This window comes from Sinorhizobium sp. M4_45 (assembly GCF_002885915.1).
Classification (GTDB): domain Bacteria; phylum Pseudomonadota; class Alphaproteobacteria; order Rhizobiales; family Rhizobiaceae; genus Sinorhizobium; species Sinorhizobium meliloti_A.
Map to the genome: position 1 here is coordinate 133,134 of NZ_NWVE01000011.1, position 14,888 is coordinate 148,021.

Below are 14,888 nucleotides of genomic sequence, written 5' to 3' on the forward strand. Positions count from 1 at the left end.
CCCCCTTCCAAATGCCAGGAAGTATCCAATGCATAACAACGAAACTAAGAACCAAAAGAGGAGAATGACATGAAAGACTTCACCGCAACCCGCCGCTCCACGCTGAAGCTTCTGGCCGCCGGCACGGGCGTCCTCGCGGCACCGGCAATCATTCGCCCGGCATTTGCCCAGTCCAAGGTCGTGAACATCACCACCTATGACAAATTCGTTCCGCAATCCTTTATCGACCAGTTTCAGAAGGATACGGGCATTGAAGTGCGCATTCGCCTGACAGACGACCAGGGCAAGCAGTACAACGTGCTGTCGGCCGAAGGCGAGACGCCTACGACGGATATCGTCACGGTCACCGGCCATCGTCTGCCGCAATTCATCGGCTCCAAGCTGCTCACGCCGCTCGACACCGGCCGGCTGAAGAACTGGGACAAGCTCGCCTCCGCCTACAAAGGCGCACCGCAGCTTACCGTCGACGGTTCCGTCTACGGGGTGCCGCTTTTGGCCGGCTTCGAGGGCCTCGCCCGCAACACGGATTATACCAAGGCCTCCGACAGCTGGGCCATCATGTTCGATCAGGAATACAAGGGCCTGACGTCCTACATCATTTCCGACTTCCTCCAGATTACCATGCGCTATCAGGGCAATGACGGCGACTTCGTCGCCTATGAAGGCAAGCCGGAGGAGGCGCAGGCCGCAACCAACAAGGCGCGCGACTACCTGATTCAGAACAAGGACATGGTTCGCAAATACTACGACGCCGGCTCCGAAGTTCAGCAGATGTTCGTCAACGAGGACATCTATGTCGCCCATAGCTGGTCGGGCCCTGCGTCGAAGCTGATCATGGACGGACATCCGATCGAAATATCGGTTCCGAAGGAGGGGACCTATGGTTTCCTCTACTCCTTCAACGTGGTGAAGAACGGCCCGAATACGGATGCGGCCTATACCTTCCTCGATGCCATCCTCTCGTCTCCGGAGATCGGCGCGGCGATGAGCCGGCAGTCGGGCTTCGCCTCCGCATTCGACGGCGTGGACAAGGTGCTGAACGACAAGGAGCGTGCTGCGATGACCCTGCCGCAGGAGCAGACCGAGCGCATCCAGTTCTTCAGCTCCGTCAACCGCGACATGAAAAACGAGATGGTCGACAAGGCGGTCGCCGAGATCAAGGCCGCCTGATCGATCGCCGAGGCCCATCCGACGCGGCCGGTCCCCATGGGATCGGCCGCGAGTAAGAGCATTTCCTGAGCCTGGAACGACGACAATGGTAGATACGACCACAATGCAAGCCCGATCCGCCGGTTCTCTACGGGTGCCCCGTTATGCCGGATGGATCGGCAAAGCCGTCGGTTCGGGCCTTTATCGCCACACCATCGGACGTCTTGCGGACAGCCGCCGTGCCCGCCTGGCGCTGCTTGCCGGCGTCCCTCTCTTCTGGATCGCGGCGCTGCACATCGGGCCTATCTTCCAGATGGGGCGGATCAGCTTCATGACGGATTACCCGCAAGCACCGGACGGAGGCCCCGCCTATACGCTGGCCAATTACGAGCTGTTCTTCTCCGACCAGCTCTATTTCATGCCCTTCATCCGCAGCCTCATCTTCGCGGCCGTCGTCACGATCTCGACCCTGGTGATCGTTTATCCGGTCGCTTACTACGTCGCGAAGATCGTTCAGCCGAAGAACCGCATGCGCGCGTTGCTGCTCCTGCTCATCCCCTTTTGGGCTGGAGAACTGATCCGCACCTTTTCGGTCATCATGCTTCTCGCCAATCGCGGCGCGGTCAACGTAGCGCTACGCGAACTCGGCTTCATCGATCGGCCGATCCCGATGCTCTACACGTCGTTCTCGCTGAGCTTCGGCGTCATCTATCTGCTGGCGCTCTACATGTTGCTGCCGCTCTATTCGGCCATCGAGAAGATACCGACACCGCTCATTCATGCGGCGGCCGACCTCGGTGCCGGCCCGTTCCAACGCTTCCGCCGCGTGATCCTGCCCTTATCGAAGGACGGCATCGTCTCCGGCTGCAGCCTCGTCTATCTCACCTCCGTCGGGGTCTTCGCGGCACCGCTCCTGCTCGGCGGCCCGAATACGGTCATCTTCCCCGAGGTGATCGCGACGCTCTTCCACTCCTCGAACGACAAATGGCCCGAAGGCGCCGCCTTCGCCATGCTGCTGCTCGCGGTTTCGCTCTCGACGGTCGGCCTGTTCATGCGGGTGATCGGCGGCCGTTCGGTCCGGCTGATGTAAGGAGGCCACGATGCGACCATACTTCGCCGATCTCCCGAAAACCGCCCTCGGTGCAGCCTACTGGCTGTTTGCGGTCTATCTCCTGCTGCCGCTGGCGCTGATGACGGCAATGAGCTTCAAGGATGCGAGCTTCGTCGCCTTTCCGATCACGGACTGGACGCTCAACTGGTATGCCCAGGTGCTGCAGGACAAGCAATTCATCGAAGCCTCGCTCTATTCGGTCGGGATCGCGCTGGCGACCACCGCCGCGGCGACCGTCATCGGCGTGTGGATCGCTCTTCTGGTCTCGACCGAGGGCATCTGGGGCAAGGCCATCATCTTCGCACTCGCCTGCCTGCCGGCGGTCGTCCCGGGCCTCATCAACGCAATCTCCATGCGGATATTCATCCGCACCGTCGACATCCCGACCGGCACGGCGGCGATCATCCTGTCGCATGCAGTCCATGCCGTGCCCTTCGTGGTGATCATGGTGCTCACGCGCCTGCGTTCCATGCCGGCCAATCTGGTCGACGCGGCCCGCGATCTCGGCGCCGATCGGTTCGTGGCCTTCCTCAGAGTCACGATCCCGTACCTGATGCCGGCACTTCTCGGCGGCATGATCTTCTGCGTGCTCACCAGTATCGACGACTTCGTCCGCACCTTCTTCCTCGGCGGCTACAAGCCCACGCTGCCGATGCTCATCTTCGCGAAGGTGCAGGGCGGCATGTCGCCGGAGATCAACGCCATGGCGACGATCGTGCTGGTCGCGACAGCCGCTGTCGGCGTTTACGCCGAGCACCTCACCCGCCGTTCAAGGAACTGACGATGCAGCCTGTGGTCCACTTCAAAAACGTCAACAAATATTACGGCGGATTGCCTGCGGTCGATGGCCTGGACCTCGCCGTAGAGCCGGGACAATTCGTGACGCTGCTCGGCCCCTCCGGTTGCGGCAAGTCTACGACGCTCAGGATGCTCGGCGGTTTCGAGCAACCCTCGTCGGGGGAGATCTATCTCGAAGGCGAGCCGATCTCGCATCTGCCGCCGAACAGACGCAACGTCAACATCGTCTTTCAGGACTATGCGCTCTTTCCGCACCTCAACGTCGGACGCAACATCGCCTTCGGACTGGAATTGAAAGGACTGGCTTCGGACGCGATCCACAAACGGACCATGGAGCTGCTGGCCCTCGTCAAGCTCCAGGATTTCGCCGACCGCATGCCCGACCAGCTTTCGGGCGGCCAGCGCCAGCGCGTCGCGCTGATGCGCGCGCTCGCCCCAGACCCGAACGTGCTCCTGCTCGACGAGCCCCTTTCGGCGCTCGATGCGAAGCTGCGCCAGCAGATGCAGATCGAGCTGAAAACCATCCAGCGGACCACCGGCAAGACCTTCATCTTCGTCACCCACGATCAGGAGGAGGCGCTGACCATGTCCGACGTGATCGTGGTGATGAACAAAGGCAGGATCGAGCAGATGGGCGGCCCGAACGAGCTCTATTCCCGGCCGCGCAGCCGCTTCGTCGCCAACTTCATCGGCCAGAGCAATTTCCTCGAAGGCAAGCTGCTTTCCGACGACGGCGCGACCGCGGCCATCGACTGGAACGGAAGCATCATCCACGCCGACCTCAACGGGACGAAGCTGGCGGCCGGCAGCGGCGCGACCGTCGCGCTTCGTCCCGAGGCCCTCTACTGCGTGGCGGAACAGCCGAAGGACCGGTTCGCCCTGAAGGGGCGCATCGTTCAGCGCGTCTTCAAGGGCGCCCATACGTCCCTGACCGTGCAACTCGAAAATGGCGCGGAGCTGGCCTTGCAGCTCGATCCGGTAGCGCTTTCGCACATCGGGACGGACGAGGTGTGGCTCGGCTGGCGCGAGCGCGACGCGGTCGTTCTTGCCGACTGACGCGCCTGTTTGGCGCAGACTTTTCAGGGGGCCGCCGGCAGCGGCGGTCCCGAAAGCGGATTTCAGGAGCAAAGGCTATTATGACGGATGAACAGCATGGGCGGCTCGCGGAACTGAATGCGAGGGTCAAACAGGACCTGGACTATCTCAATTACCCGCCTGCCAACTGGTCGAAGCCGGTCACGACGGCTGACGGACAGCCGGTGAGCGATGTCGTCATCATCGGCGGCGGCATGTGCGGCATGGTCGCCTGGCTTGCCCTGACCCGGGCAGGCATCGCCAATCTGCGCATCCTCGACCGTGCCCCCGAGGGCCAGGAGGGTCCCTGGGTCACCTTTGCCCGCATGGAAACCCTGCGCTCGCCGAAGAACCTGCTGGGCCCGGCGCTCGGCATGGCCTCGCTCACCTTCCGCGCCTGGTACACCGCATGCTTCGGTGAAGCGGCGTGGGAAACGCTGTTCCGCATTCCCCGCCCGATGTGGATGGACTACCTGAAATGGTACCGCGGGGTTCTGTCCATTCCCGTCGAGAACGACACGCATGTCACTCGCGTCCGCCCTCGCGAGGACGGTCTCCTGGAGCTGGAGATTGCCGGCGGCGGCAAGCCTTCCATCGTCACGCGCAAGCTGGTTCTGGCCACGGGCCGCGAAGGCCTTGGCGAGCCGGTCGTTCCGGCTTTCGTCAAAGGCATGAAGCGCCACGCGTCCTGGGCTCACTCCGCCGACGACGTCGATTTCGAGGCACTCAAGGGAAAGCGCGTCGTCGTCATCGGTGTCGGCGCATCCGCTGTCGACAATGCGGCCGAGGCGCTGGAGTCCGGCGCGGGCGAGGTCCGCCTGCTCGCGCGCCGCAAGGAGATGCCGACCGTCAACAAGCTGATGGGCATCGGCTCCTACGGGGTAACGGCGGGGTTTGCCAAAATCGATCCGGAGTGGCGCTGGCGGATCATGGACTATTCGGTCAAGCAGCAGACGCCGGCGCCGCACAATTCGACGCTGCGCGTCAGCCGCCATCCCAACGCCTTCTTCCACTTCGATTGCGCCATCGGCTCGATGCGGGAGGAAGGCGGCGAAGTGCTGATCACCACCACGAAGGGCCGCGTCTTCCGGACCGATTTCGTCATCCTCGGAACCGGTTTCACGGTCGATCCGCTCAGCCGCGACGAGCTCGCGCCCTATCAGGACCGGATCGCCTGCTGGGAGGACCGCTACACGCCGCCGGCCGGAGAAGAGAATTCAGACCTTGGCCGTTTTCCATGGCTCGATGACGATTTCTCCTTCACCGAGAAGGAGCCCGGCACCGCGTCATGGCTCAAGGACATCCACTGCTTCAACTATGGTGCCTCGATAAGCATCGGCAAGGTGAGCGGCGACATTCCGGCAATCAGCGAGGGCGCGCTCTGGCTGGCACGCGGGATCGCCGCCTCGCTCTTCATCCGCGACATCGACTACCACTGGAAAGCCCTGCTCGCCTATGAGAAGCCCGAACTCGACGGCTCCGAATGGACGGACGCGGACGCGCCGCAGCCGGCACACAAAACTGCTTGAATTTCTCGATGACGATTGCCCAAGCTGAAGGATTACGATGACCGTTTCCCCGAAAACAGATGTGATCGACGCCGTGCTCGGCCTGGATCCCTCCTCGCCCGTTCAGGCGCTGCGCGAACGGCGCGAAAAGCTCAAGCATTTCACGCAAACCAGTCATGACGCGGCGCTTCTCCCCGCCGAACCAGGTAATTTTTCCTACGCCATGAGGGCGGCTCTCGCGGCGCGCATCGCCGGCCTCTGGAAAGCGGCAGAGCTCCAGGCCCATTACAAGGCGCAGCTCGAGGAGAAGGGATCGACACCCGACCTTCGGTCAATTGCCGATCCGTCCTTCAGGCCCGAGGGCGACAAGCGGCTCGCAACGATGCTTGCGCATGTCGATCTGGTGACGCTCAAGCCGAAGGAAGCGACGCGCGCGAATATCGAAGCGCTCTACGCCGTCGGTCTCGACGACCGCGATATCGTAACCCTCGCGGGTCTCATCGCCTTCGTGAACTATCAGGTGCTGGTCGTGGCCGGCCTCAAGATGCTGAGGGACAACTAACATGTCGGAAGCCGTACACGAATTCACCCTGGAGCCGCTCGACTGGCAGCCCTATGTCAAACCTGTGAAGCTCGACGAGGCGACGCCGGAGCAGCTCGACGCTCTGAAAGTGACGCCCTCCAACACCAAGGTTTCGAACTATGTCCTGGTTCTGGCCAACGACGCCGAGATGCTCGCCGAACGTACGCCGCTCTTCAACGACATCATGTACAGCGAAGGCGGGCTCTCGCGCGGCGGGCGCGAAATCGGCGCGCTGGCGGCTTCCTTCGTCAACCGCTGCATCTACTGCGCCTCGGTGCATGCCAACCGCTACATCCAGCTGGAAAAACGGCCGGAGGTGGTGGACGAAATCTACAGAAGCGGCCTCGACGCCGACCTGCCGGATTTCGAGCAGGCGCTCTTCAATTTCGGCGTGGATCTGACGGCGCACCCGGACGATGTCGGCGTCTACCAGTTCTACCACCTGCGCGAGATCGGGCTCGACGATCTGGAGATCCTCGACCTGATCCATTCGATCGCAATCTTCGGCTGGGCGAACCGCCTGATGCATACGCTCGGCGAACCGCATCTGAAGGAGTGAGACGTTGGGCGTTGCGTAACGTAGAGGCCTTCAGCGCCGGCCTTCGTTCCGAATTCAACCGGTTTCGATGCCCATTTCTCCGATCAGCCTCTCCCGCGCGGCAAGGGCAGCGATGGCGCGTTCGCCCAGTTCGCGAGCCACGAGATTGAGTAGCCCTTCGCAAAAGACGATATAGGCTCCCATGCTGTTGCTGAAGAAACTGCTGGCGTGCGGGATGAAGAAGGCGTGCCGGGCGGGGGGAACGAGCGGCGAAGAACGGCTGTCCGTTACCGCGATCACCTCCAGTCCGGCTTTTTCTGCCACCGCCGCCACTTCCGCCACGCTGCGGGTATAGGGCGCGCAGCTCGCGACCAGAACCAGGTCTCCGGGAGAAAGCTGCGACAGCGCCTCCGCCTCGCCGAGACGCGGTGCGTCCAGCAGAGCGACGTCGCTGCGCAGCATTCCGAGGCCGTAGACCATAAAGCTCGCGAAAGCATGGAACTGGCGTACACCGTGCACGCGCACACGCGGCGCGGTCGCGAGCAACGCCGCCGCCCGCTTCAGCGTCTCGGCATCCGTCTGACCCAGAAAGCCGTCGATATTCGCCTTCGTCTCCTGGCCGATGCGTTCGAGGACATGGACCTCTTCCCGCTCGCCGCGCGTGACCGACATCAGACGGCCAGCCTGGCGGCTGTAGAAGTAGCGCTCGTCATCGGCGATCGCCTGGCGGAAGACGCTCTGGAAATCGCTGAAGCCGGCATAACCGAGCCGCTTGGCAAGCCTGGTAAGTGTCGAGGCGTTAACGCCCTGGCCGTCGGCGAGCTCTGATATGCTGCGCACCGCCGTCTGTTCGGGCGTATCGACCAGGCGTGCCAGCACGTCGAGCGCCTTGCTGCCGAGAGCCAGGTCGATTTCCTTGCGCCTGATCCTGAGCGTCAGGTCGCGCAGTTCCTCGATCGTGCCTGGCCGGGCGGATGCAGGGGGATCTGTGGGCGGTGCCATCGTGAACCTCAATCGAGCAGCGACCGCCTTTCCTCGAAGCGAAAGAGCGGTGCGGCATGCGCCCTGTCGTAGATTTCGCAGGCGATTCTGTCCATGTCGACGCGAAAGACCGCCGTCGCCAGCGTATTCTCGCTGTCCGGATCGTCAGGCTGTTCGCGATAGATCGGCAAGGCCGTCCGCTGCCGGTCCCAAAGGACCGCAAGAGGTTCGACGCCAGTCACGCCGCCGGCCAGAATTTCCTCTCCACGTTCCTGTCTGGAGCGGGAAGAGGCGGTGACGCGCTGGCGCTCCTCGCGCGTGCCGTCGTGAATCAGATGGTTGGCGTGCACTTCGGGCGCATCGACCTGCCGGACCGAACAGGCCGAATGGGTAAACTCGACGCTGGCTATGCCCCGATTTCCGGGCTGCGCCAGAGAAATATGGAAGGCGGCGGCGCGCTGCGAACTGCGCAGCATGTCGAGTGCCTCGCGGACCGTGCCGCAATCGAGCACGGCGCGGCAGAGGACCATGCGCGGCATTCCTGGTCCTGTCTGACGCGAGCGGATATTGTTGACGGCCATGGCGAGCCCGGCATCGTTGAGCGCGAATGTATGCCCCGGAAGCGAACCGGGATAGACGAAGCCGAAGAAGGCGCGGCCCCCTGCGGAAGCGATACGGACAATGGCGCAGCCCGGACGAAGGCCCGGATCTCCGTCTTCGTTATGAGCCAGCGTGAGCCTCTGGCCGGGCAGCATGACGGTGGTGCATCCGTCGGGGGCGATCGCCCGGATATCGCCGCGGCAGTTCCAAGCAAAGACCTCGTCAAAGGGCAGTTCGAGGCCTTTTGCGAGACCGTGCAGTTCCTCGAAATAGCGGGGAAAGTGTGCTTCGACCAGTGCCCTCGCCGCGACTATGCGTTCATGGCCGGCGAAGGCGATGACACTTGCCCAGCCGTGCGTCCTGATCAGATGGCGGTGGACGATGTCTCGGCCATGGCGGCCAAGCGCAACGCCGACCTCGAAGGGCGATCCGTTGATCTCGACCAGGGACAGGCTGCTTGGAACCTCAATGGACATGCTGGAGAAACTCACGAAGACGCGGATTTTCGGGATTATCGAGAAGTTCGGTCGGATCGCCGTCGACGGAAATCTTGCCGCCCTCCATGAAGATCAGCCGGGAGCCTACCTGGCGTGCAAAGGCGATCTCATGCGTGACGACGATCATCGTCATGCCCTCCTCCGCAAGCGATTGCATCACCCGCAGAACCTCATGGCGCAGTTCGGGGTCGAGCGCGGAGGTCGGCTCGTCGAAGAGCATGAGTTTCGGCTTGACGGCCAGCGCGCGGGCGATGGCGACGCGCTGCTGCTGGCCCCCGGAGAGCTCGGAGGGATAGTGATGGCCGCGGTCGGCCAAACCTACTTTGGCAAGCAGCTCGCGGGCTTGCCCGATCGCCTCGGCCTTGCCGACGCCACGCACGCGCCGCGGCCCGAAAGCGACGTTCGCGAGCGCCGTCATCTGTGGGAAAAGGTTGAATTGCTGAAACACCATGCCGGCTTCCTGCCGGATGAGTCTCACCTTGGAGCGCCCTTCGCGCACGCTGATGCCGTCGACCACGAGGTCGCCCCCATCGATCTCCTCGAGTGCATTGATGCAGCGCAGAAGGGTCGACTTGCCTGAGCCCGAAGGGCCGATGAGCACCACGACCTCACCGGCCTCGATGTTGAGGTCGACTTCCTTGAGCACGGTTACGTTGCCGAATGCCTTGGTGACGTTCCTGAATTCCACAATGCTCATAGGATGCGCATCCTCTTTTCCGTCACGCGCAGGATCAGGGTCAGCGTGCTCGTCATGATGAGGTAGAGAACGGCGACGGCGGACCAGATCTCGACTGCGCGGAAATTCGCCGCCATGATTTCCTGGCCCTGGCGGGTCAGCTCGCCGACACCGATGACGATGAAGAGCGATGTGTCCTTGAGGCTGACGATGAACTGGTTGCCAAGCGGCGGGATCATTCGCCGGAAGGCGATCGGGCCGACAATGTAGGCGAGCACCTTCCAGACCGGTAAGCCGAGCGCCAGCCCCGCTTCCTTCAGTCCCTTGTTCACCGAGAGCAGCGAGCCGCGAACGATCTCGGCAATATAGGCGCCCGCATTGACAACGATCGCCGTCACCGCCGCGGTCATCGGATTGACACGAAAATCCGCGAGCAGCGGCAGGGCGAAGTAGATGAACATCACCTGCACGACGATCGGCGTGCCCCTGATCACCTCGACATAGGTAAAGGCGACGGCGTTCAGGATAGCGTTGCCATAGGCACGCATGAAGCCGGCGACGACACCGACGACCAGGCCGCCGACGAGGCCCGCCAGTGCTATCAGAATGGTCAGCCGTGCACCACCCAGGAGAGCGGGCATGGCCTCCACGACCACAGACCAATCGAATTCCATTGAATTGCTCCGCTGCGTCGCGATCTGCCCCTGCGGCGATGGCGACGCTACCGATAGAGGTTATGGACGGCTGCAGTGGCAGCCGCCGCGGCTTTGTGGAAATGCTCTCGCCATTCCTGCGGGCGGGCTGGATCGATCCGGCCCGCCTCGATGCAGGAAACTCAGCTCTTCGGCTCGACGCCGAACCATTTCTTATAGATTTCAGCGTAACGGCCATCGGCCTTCAACTTGGCGAGCGCCTCATTGACCTTGGCGACGAGTTCGCTGCCTTTCGGGAAGCCGATGCCGTATTGGTGCGCCATCATCTGTTCGCCCACCGCCTTGACCTTGCCGCCGCCGGCAGTCGCCACGTAATAGAGGACGTTCGGCGTGTCGTGCATCGCGGCGTCGACGCGGCCGGTCTGCAGTTCGAGATAGGCGTTGTCGATGTTCGGGAACTGGCGAAGCTCGGTCTCCGTGAAGTTCTCCTTCGCATAGTCGGTGGCCGACGTGCCGGTCTTCACGGCCAGCGTCTTACCCTTGAGGTCCGACGAACCGGCAATGGCGCTGTCGGCGGGCACCATCAGCATGAATCCGCTGTCATAATAGCCATCAGAGAAGTCGATCACCTTCTTGCGTTCGTCCTTGATGGTGATGCCGGCGAGGGCGGCATCGACCTGCTTCGTCTGCAGCGCCGGGATGATGCCGTTGAAGTCCATCGGCTGCAGCGTGTAGGTAACCCCGATCTCGCTCGCGATCGCGTCCCAGAGATCGATGTCGAAACCGACATATTTCTCGCCCTGCTTGAACTCGAAAGGCACGAAGGCCGTGTCGGTGGCGACGACCAGGTCTTCGGCAGCTGCCGGGCCGGAAAGCGAGAGTGCCGCGGCGAAAAAGCCCGCGGAGATGTGGCGAAGTCTGTTTCTCATGGTGGCGTTCCCCTGTTTTGCATTCGGGCATCCAGCGTTTGCAGCCGGGCCCAATGCGCAAATATAGAATGCTTTTATGTTTTGTCGCCACGAAAATTTGCATTATCCGGATCTGTTTAGCGTCACGGCTGAAAAATGCAGCGAATAGTGGCCTGTTGCGAGGTCTGTGAAAGCAGATGCCCCTCTGGCCTGCCGACCAGAGGGCGCATTAATCTATAGCTCTGGTCCGCTTGCCCTAACCGGCAGCTTCAGTGAGCGAGGCAATGGCCGCATCCACGGCATCGCCCAGGCGCTCCACGATCTGGTCGACATCTTCCCGTCCAAGGATGAAGGGGGGCGCCAGGAGGACATGATCGCCGCGTTGCCCGTCGATCGTGCCGCCCATCGGATAGACCATCAGGCCCCGTGCCATGGCTTCCTTCTTGATCCGGGCATTGAGCTTCAGGCCAGGATCGAAGGGGGACTTCGTCGTCCTGTCGGCGACAAGCTCGACGGCACGGAAGAGCCCGCGGCCGCGAATGTCGCCGACGTGATGGTGATTGCCGAGCCGCTCGACCAGGCATCTTTCGAGATAGTCGCCCATCGATACGACGTTCTCGAGCAGCCCGTCGCGGCGGATGACGTCCTGCACGGCAAGGCCGGCCGCCGCGGCCATCGGATGGCCCATATAGGTATGGCCGTGCTGGAAGAAGCCCGACCCCTCGGCAAATGCCCGGAAGATTGCGGAGGACAGCAGAACCGCGCCGACCGGCTGATAGCCGCCGCCGAGCCCCTTGGCGATGGTCATGAGATCCGGGATGACGCCGTCCTGTTCGCAGGCATGCAGAGTCCCGGTCCGGCCCATGCCGCACATCACTTCGTCGAGGATCAGCAGCACTCCGTATTTGTCGCAGATCGCCCGAACGCGCTTCAAATAGTCCGCGACGGGGGGCACCGCACCGGCCGTGGCGCCCACCACCGTCTCGGCGACGAAGGCGATCACCTGATCGGAGCCCAGGTCGAGGATCTTGGCCTCGAGTTGGGCCGCGGCACGCGCGGCATAGTCCGCATCGCTCTCGCCCGCTTGCTGCAGCCGATAGGCGAAGCATGGATCGATGTGGTGGGTTTCGACGAGCAACGGCCGGAATTGAGCGCGCCGCCACTCGTTGCCCCCGGCCGCCAATGCGCCAAGCGTATTGCCGTGATAGCTTTGGCGCCGGGCGATGATGTGGCGGCGTTGCGGCTCGCCCTTCTCCACGAAGTACTGCCGAGCCATCTTCAGCGCCGCCTCGACGGCTTCCGATCCACCGCTCACCAGGTAGACGTGATCGAGCCCGTCAGGTGCATCGGCAACAAGCCGGTCGGCAAGCCGTTCCGCCGCCTCGGTGGTGAAGAAGCCGGTATGGGCATAGGCCATACGGTCGAGCTGCGCATGGAGGGCGGCGAGCACATCCGGATGAGCGTGACCGAGGCAGGAGACGGCGGCTCCCCCGGAGGCGTCGATATAGGCCTTGCCCTCGGCATCGAAGAGCCGGATGCCTTCGCCGCGGACGGCGACCGGCAGTTTCGCATGAATGGCGCGGTGGAGAAGATGGGTCATGGCGCTCTCTTGGAGTTGCGGGATTGGAGATGGGTGTTCAGCGCCGCGAGCTGTCCGTCGAAGCGCTTCAGAGCCGCGAGCGTGGCTTCGCCGCCCCGGCCTGCGATAAGCGCGCCGAGCACTTCGGCGACGGCGAAGGCCGGCGACATGGCGTGCAGGAAGGAAGGACTTTCGGTCGGCACCACGATGATCGTCTCGGCGATCTGCGCAAGCGGCGCCACTTCGCTGTCGGTCACCGCGACGACCGGTACGCCGTTGTCCCGAGCATATTCGGCAAGTTCGATCGTCGCCCGTGTATAGGGAAGAACGCTGGCCACGAGCAGCACGTCTGCACTCGTGGCACGGGCGACGGCATCCGCGCCGGTGCCGCCGATGCCCTCCAGCATCACGGATTTTTCGCCGACCAGCGAGAGGATATAGTGGAACTGCCAGGCGACCGCGTGGCTCGAGCGCAGCCCGAGGCAATAGACCCGCCGGGCATCGGCAATCCGCGTTGCCGCTGCAACGATGCGATCAAGCACCGCCGGTTCTGCGAGCCGCGAAATCTGCGTCCCGATGGCGCTCAGCATATCGGCTGCGAGCGCATGGTCGCCCCTGAGCTTCTGGCTTCGGGCCTGCTCGCCGGCCTTTCCGGCAAATCCTGCATCACCCTCCCGCAGCGCCTCGGCATAGCGTTCGCGGATGGCATCGTAACCATCGAAACCGAGCTGCTTGGCAAGGCGGGTCATCGTCGCGGGCTGTACCCCCGCCTGGCGCGCCTGCTCGCGCATGGAGAGAAGAGCGACGTCGCGGGGATGGTCGACGATATAGCGGGCCGCCGTCCGCAATTGCGACGAAAGCCCGTCGAATGCAGTGATGATCGCGTCGCTGAGCGGCCCCTTGTCCATGCTTCATTTAACAACGATCCCATGACCATTGCAACGAATGTTTCAGTGTGCAATTTTATGATTGCTGAAAATCATAGCTCGATGGTGCCCACATGAACGCTGGCGATGCTTTGCAGGGGATTTCGATCGCGGTCGCGCCGAATGGCGGGCGCCGGACGAAGGCCGACCATCCCGCCATACCCCTGACCCCGGAAGAACTCGCGCTTACCGCACGCGACTGCCTCGATGCCGGCGCGGCGATGATCCACGTTCACGTGCGCAAGGAGGACGGAAGCCATCTTCTCGATGCCGACGCCTACCGCGCCGCGATCGCAGCGATCCGGGCTGCCGTGGGCGATCGCATGGTGATTCAGATCACCAGCGAGGCGCTGGGCATCTACTCGCCGGCCGAGCAGATCGCAGTCGTCAAGGCGGTCCGGCCCGAGGCCGTGTCTCTGGCGCTCAGAGAACTGGTCCCGGACGAAACGCACGAGGCTGCCTTTGCGGATCTTCTGTCGTGGGCTGCCCGGGAGAAGGTTTCGCCGCAGATCATCCTCTACGATCCGGAGGAGGCGGTGCGATTGGACGGCATGCGGCGACGAGGTCTGCTTTCCCGCGACGATATTCCCGTGCTTTACGTACTCGGTCGTTATACGCCGGCGCAAAGATCCCTCCCCCGTGATCTGCTGCCCTTTCTGGCGCCGGGCATGCCCGCCTACACCCATTGGAGCGTCTGCGCCTTCGGACGCCACGAGGCGGCCTGCGTCACAGCCGCAGCGCTCCTCGGCGGCCATGTCCGCGTCGGCTTCGAAAACAATCTCTGGCTTCCGGAAGGAACGGCCGCCGGCTCCAACGCCGACCTCGTCCGCACGGTTGCAGCTGCGCTTCTGCCGCTGTCGGTCCCGTTGCTCCAGGGGCCGGCGCTCGCACAGATGCTTACCCGTATCGGTTCTGCGGGCCTGCCGAAAGGCTGACGCGCGCCCATTTTCCGTCGCCCGCCTTTTGGAACCGGTGAACGCCGGTTTCGTTCTCCCATGATGACAGCGCCTCGCGCCTTGTCCGGCGCGCAAGGGCGCCTGTAACACTTGGAGTGCTGCTTGCTTTCATCCTGATCGCCGGATTTACGGAAGCATGCAGCCGTATGGGAGTGCACCATGTTGACCCATGAAGATCGCAACATGCCCGAAAGGCGCGCCACAGCGGCATTTCCGATAGGCCTCATACTGCTCGCGATATGCGCCATCTTCGCCTATCTGGCGATCGGCGGCGCCATGTTGGAAGGTGAAACCGAAACGGTCGTCTACACACCGCCGATCGCCGACGCGCCGGCACCTCAATGAGAGGGA

The 14,888-nt window shown here is 63.0% G+C and carries 16 protein-coding genes; 9 read left to right on the forward strand and 7 right to left on the reverse strand.

Translation table 11 applies throughout. The annotated features are described in order from the left end of the window. The first annotated feature begins 69 nt into the window (after nt 1-69). The 7 genes from CN933_RS25860 (at nt 70) to CN933_RS25890 (ending at nt 6,782) form a co-directional block, all read left to right on the forward strand. Nucleotides 70-1,170 (forward strand): extracellular solute-binding protein, encoded by a 1,101-nt coding sequence (locus tag CN933_RS25860; protein ID WP_018097971.1) that lies wholly within the window; start codon nt 70-72, stop codon nt 1,168-1,170. A gap of 85 nt (nt 1,171-1,255) precedes the next feature. Further along, complete coding sequence (locus CN933_RS25865; RefSeq protein WP_018097972.1) at nt 1,256-2,239, forward strand: ABC transporter permease; 984 nt, start codon at nt 1,256-1,258, stop codon at nt 2,237-2,239. A 10-nt stretch (nt 2,240-2,249) separates the two neighbouring features. Further along, complete coding sequence (locus CN933_RS25870) at nt 2,250-3,041, forward strand: ABC transporter permease (protein WP_018097973.1); 792 nt, start codon at nt 2,250-2,252, stop codon at nt 3,039-3,041. Nucleotides 3,042-3,043: 2 nt separating this feature from the next. After that, the gene (locus CN933_RS25875) at nt 3,044-4,114 is read left to right on the forward strand and encodes an ABC transporter ATP-binding protein (protein ID WP_018097974.1); all 1,071 of its coding nucleotides are present in this window, start codon (nt 3,044-3,046) and stop codon (nt 4,112-4,114) included. 80 nt (nt 4,115-4,194) lie between these two features. Beyond that, nucleotides 4,195-5,661 (forward strand): NAD(P)-binding domain-containing protein, encoded by a 1,467-nt coding sequence (locus CN933_RS25880; protein WP_018097975.1) that lies wholly within the window; start codon nt 4,195-4,197, stop codon nt 5,659-5,661. Nucleotides 5,662-5,698: 37 nt separating this feature from the next. Then, nucleotides 5,699-6,202 (forward strand): CMD domain protein, encoded by a 504-nt coding sequence (locus tag CN933_RS25885; protein ID WP_018097976.1) that lies wholly within the window; start codon nt 5,699-5,701, stop codon nt 6,200-6,202. A 1-nt stretch (nt 6,203) separates the two neighbouring features. Further along, entirely contained in the window at nt 6,204-6,782 is a 579-nt protein-coding gene (locus tag CN933_RS25890; RefSeq protein WP_018097977.1) for a peroxidase-related enzyme, read from the forward strand. A gap of 54 nt (nt 6,783-6,836) precedes the next feature. Here CN933_RS25890 and CN933_RS25895 read toward each other — a convergent pair whose 3' ends face one another. The 7 genes from CN933_RS25895 to CN933_RS25925 form a co-directional block, all read right to left on the reverse strand. Then, nucleotides 6,837-7,763 carry a MurR/RpiR family transcriptional regulator gene (locus CN933_RS25895; protein WP_018097978.1) on the reverse strand — a complete coding sequence of 309 codons (927 nt, stop codon included), beginning with the start codon at nt 7,761-7,763 and terminating at the stop codon, nt 6,837-6,839. 8 nt (nt 7,764-7,771) lie between these two features. Next, a complete protein-coding gene (locus CN933_RS25900; protein WP_018097979.1) occupies nt 7,772-8,818 on the reverse strand; it encodes a C45 family autoproteolytic acyltransferase/hydrolase in 1,047 nt (348 codons plus the stop codon). Next, nucleotides 8,808-9,536, reverse strand: a complete 729-nt coding sequence (gene glnQ / locus CN933_RS25905) for a glutamine ABC transporter ATP-binding protein GlnQ (RefSeq protein WP_018097980.1) — start codon at nt 9,534-9,536, stop codon at nt 8,808-8,810. The genes CN933_RS25900 and glnQ overlap by 11 nt, the downstream gene beginning before the upstream one ends. Beyond that, a complete protein-coding gene (gene glnP / locus CN933_RS25910; RefSeq protein WP_018097981.1) occupies nt 9,533-10,189 on the reverse strand; it encodes a glutamine ABC transporter permease GlnP in 657 nt (218 codons plus the stop codon). Before glnP ends, glnQ begins: the two co-directional genes overlap by 4 nt. A 161-nt stretch (nt 10,190-10,350) precedes the next feature. Then, nucleotides 10,351-11,097, reverse strand: coding sequence for a glutamine ABC transporter substrate-binding protein GlnH (gene glnH / locus CN933_RS25915; protein ID WP_018097982.1), 747 nt, complete (start codon nt 11,095-11,097; stop codon nt 10,351-10,353). A gap of 235 nt (nt 11,098-11,332) precedes the next feature. Next, a complete protein-coding gene (locus CN933_RS25920; protein ID WP_018097983.1) occupies nt 11,333-12,676 on the reverse strand; it encodes an aspartate aminotransferase family protein in 1,344 nt (447 codons plus the stop codon). Continuing rightward, the gene (locus tag CN933_RS25925) at nt 12,673-13,563 is read right to left on the reverse strand and encodes a MurR/RpiR family transcriptional regulator (protein ID WP_018097984.1); all 891 of its coding nucleotides are present in this window, start codon (nt 13,561-13,563) and stop codon (nt 12,673-12,675) included. The genes CN933_RS25920 and CN933_RS25925 overlap by 4 nt, the downstream gene beginning before the upstream one ends. A 92-nt stretch (nt 13,564-13,655) precedes the next feature. Between CN933_RS25925 and CN933_RS25930 the strand changes: the two genes are divergently transcribed. Continuing rightward, on the forward strand, nt 13,656-14,516 hold the full coding sequence (locus CN933_RS25930) for a beta-keto acid cleavage family enzyme (RefSeq protein ID WP_018097985.1): 861 nt from the start codon (nt 13,656-13,658) through the stop codon (nt 14,514-14,516). Between the two features lie 180 nt (nt 14,517-14,696). After that, a complete protein-coding gene (locus tag CN933_RS25935) occupies nt 14,697-14,882 on the forward strand; it encodes a hypothetical protein (protein WP_018097986.1) in 186 nt (61 codons plus the stop codon). Nucleotides 14,883-14,888: the final 6 nt, after the last annotated feature.

What these genes read in the sequence shown, in the direction of transcription:
- CN933_RS25860 (WP_018097971.1), top strand. Translation starts at nt 70, where the DNA reads ATGAAAGACTTCACCGCAACCCGCCGCTCCACGCTGAAGCTTCTGGCC.
- CN933_RS25865 (WP_018097972.1), top strand. Translation starts at nt 1,256, where the DNA reads ATGGTAGATACGACCACAATGCAAGCCCGATCCGCCGGTTCTCTACGG.
- CN933_RS25870 (WP_018097973.1), top strand. Translation starts at nt 2,250, where the DNA reads ATGCGACCATACTTCGCCGATCTCCCGAAAACCGCCCTCGGTGCAGCC.
- CN933_RS25875 (WP_018097974.1), top strand. Translation starts at nt 3,044, where the DNA reads ATGCAGCCTGTGGTCCACTTCAAAAACGTCAACAAATATTACGGCGGA.
- CN933_RS25880 (WP_018097975.1), top strand. Translation starts at nt 4,195, where the DNA reads ATGACGGATGAACAGCATGGGCGGCTCGCGGAACTGAATGCGAGGGTC.
- CN933_RS25885 (WP_018097976.1), top strand. Translation starts at nt 5,699, where the DNA reads ATGACCGTTTCCCCGAAAACAGATGTGATCGACGCCGTGCTCGGCCTG.
- CN933_RS25890 (WP_018097977.1), top strand. Translation starts at nt 6,204, where the DNA reads ATGTCGGAAGCCGTACACGAATTCACCCTGGAGCCGCTCGACTGGCAG.
- CN933_RS25895 (WP_018097978.1), bottom strand. Translation starts at nt 7,763, where the DNA reads ATGGCACCGCCCACAGATCCCCCTGCATCCGCCCGGCCAGGCACGATC.
- CN933_RS25900 (WP_018097979.1), bottom strand. Translation starts at nt 8,818, where the DNA reads ATGTCCATTGAGGTTCCAAGCAGCCTGTCCCTGGTCGAGATCAACGGA.
- glnQ (WP_018097980.1), bottom strand. Translation starts at nt 9,536, where the DNA reads ATGAGCATTGTGGAATTCAGGAACGTCACCAAGGCATTCGGCAACGTA.
- glnP (WP_018097981.1), bottom strand. Translation starts at nt 10,189, where the DNA reads ATGGAATTCGATTGGTCTGTGGTCGTGGAGGCCATGCCCGCTCTCCTG.
- glnH (WP_018097982.1), bottom strand. Translation starts at nt 11,097, where the DNA reads ATGAGAAACAGACTTCGCCACATCTCCGCGGGCTTTTTCGCCGCGGCA.
- CN933_RS25920 (WP_018097983.1), bottom strand. Translation starts at nt 12,676, where the DNA reads ATGACCCATCTTCTCCACCGCGCCATTCATGCGAAACTGCCGGTCGCC.
- CN933_RS25925 (WP_018097984.1), bottom strand. Translation starts at nt 13,563, where the DNA reads ATGGACAAGGGGCCGCTCAGCGACGCGATCATCACTGCATTCGACGGG.
- CN933_RS25930 (WP_018097985.1), top strand. Translation starts at nt 13,656, where the DNA reads ATGAACGCTGGCGATGCTTTGCAGGGGATTTCGATCGCGGTCGCGCCG.
- CN933_RS25935 (WP_018097986.1), top strand. Translation starts at nt 14,697, where the DNA reads ATGTTGACCCATGAAGATCGCAACATGCCCGAAAGGCGCGCCACAGCG.